Origin of the sequence: Pseudomonas parakoreensis, from assembly GCF_021602155.1 — a bacterium.
GTDB lineage: Bacteria > Pseudomonadota > Gammaproteobacteria > Pseudomonadales > Pseudomonadaceae > Aquipseudomonas > Aquipseudomonas parakoreensis.
The window spans coordinates 1-1,370 of the sequence record NZ_BQHY01000058.1 but is presented as its reverse complement, the minus strand read 5'-3'; the positions used below and the strand labels follow the sequence as shown (position 1 = coordinate 1,370).

Genomic DNA, 1,370 nt, shown 5'->3' with positions numbered 1-1,370 from the left:
TGCCGGCCAGCGGAATTGAAGAGGTAAGCCATGGCCAAGAGCAATGCAGATCGCTCAGCGAAAGCCGCGGCGAAGAGGAAGAGCCGCGGCGAAGTAGAGGTTCGGTTCCACACCCTGCCAGCTACGCGCCAAGCCCTTGCTGACCTGATGGCCTGGAGCGGAATCGAAGAACCGGGCGAAGCCATCACGCTGATGATTCACCACCTGCATGGCCTTGGCCCGGGCGGCGCCCTTCCCTTACTCACGCCGCCGCGACACAAATACGAAATTCCTGAAAACGTGTCGCGGAAATTGAAGCTTGCCCACGACCGCGAAGCCCTTCGCATCACTCACGACGAATAACCACCCTCACGCTGCGCATCCGGTCACGGAGGGCGGCACATACCCGGAGAAAATCATGACTGAACATGCACAACAATCCGTAGCGGCCGCCGACCTGCCAGAGCGCGGTCAACCTCTCGCCGGTGGCACCTTCTTCGCTCGCTATTGGTTGAACGGCGAAGAGCGCGCCTTGGTGCTGCTCGACAACGAACTGATCGGCAGCTGGGGTAAGTACGGCGAGGACGTCGCCGGCGCCAAGAGCCTCAGTGATGGTGCCGCAAATACCCGCGCCATGGCCGAAGCCGGCAACGATATCGCGGTGAAGGCCTTGGAGCTGGATGCGCACATCCCGTCCTACCTCGAAGGCGCTCTGCTGATGGCGGCGAAGTCCGAAGGCTTGGTCACCCTACGCGAAGATCGTTGGCACTGGCTGAGTTCGCAGTTCTCCGCCAACACCGCCTACTTCATGGACTTTGAAGCTGGCTGGCTCTACAACTACGTCAAGAACTACGAGCGCGTCGCGCGCCCGGTCCGCAGCCTTCCTATTCAGTAATTCATTCCTTCAAAGATTAGTGGTTTAAATCAACTTTATGTACTCAATTATGCGCTTATCTATATCCGCTCCTATTCTATAAAGGTTATGTAACGCAAGATCGGCATCGTACTCGCACTGTTCTGCGAAGGAGTCCGCCCGCTCTGAGATGGAATTTGCTAACGGGCTCACGTTGCCACCAATCAAATTTCGCTTTGATGCCTCAGCGCTTTCAGCGTAAGCACGCTTACGCTTGCATTCAGCGTCATACACAACAATAAAGGCTTCGTAAAAACTTTCTAGCTCCGCAGAAATTGCCTCATCAACATAAAGCCTAGAAGTTTTTATGTGCGTAGTAATCTTCGCAAACTCGCGCAGATCGGTATGCATTCCATTCTCTTTAACCAGATGAAACGCTTCTGTGAAAGCCTCATATAGTTTTCTTTGATATTCGTGAATGCTTATTTTGTTTGCCTGTCGAGCCTCTCGGGCTGACTTCCAGGCAAACACCGCGGAC

General features: G+C 54.7%; 3 protein-coding genes. 2 read left to right on the top strand and 1 reads right to left on the bottom strand.

Translation table 11 applies throughout. The annotated features are described in order from the left end of the window. The first annotated feature begins 30 nt into the window (after positions 1-30). A complete protein-coding gene (locus L6D63_RS28335) occupies positions 31-342 on the top strand; it encodes a hypothetical protein (RefSeq protein ID WP_108183211.1) in 312 nt (103 codons plus the stop codon). A 55-nt stretch (positions 343-397) separates the two neighbouring features. Then, positions 398-874, top strand: coding sequence for a hypothetical protein (locus L6D63_RS28330; protein ID WP_131671973.1), 477 nt, complete (start codon positions 398-400; stop codon positions 872-874). Between the two features lie 24 nt (positions 875-898). Here the strand turns inward: L6D63_RS28330 and L6D63_RS28325 are convergent. Beyond that, positions 899-1,370, bottom strand: a 472-nt coding sequence (locus L6D63_RS28325; protein ID WP_236170510.1) for a hypothetical protein, incomplete at its 5' end; no start/stop codon positions are given.

Coding starts and splice junctions, on each gene's coding strand:
- L6D63_RS28335 (WP_108183211.1), top strand. CDS start 31: ATGGCCAAGAGCAATGCAGATCGCTCAGCGAAAGCCGCGGCGAAGAGG.
- L6D63_RS28330 (WP_131671973.1), top strand. CDS start 398: ATGACTGAACATGCACAACAATCCGTAGCGGCCGCCGACCTGCCAGAG.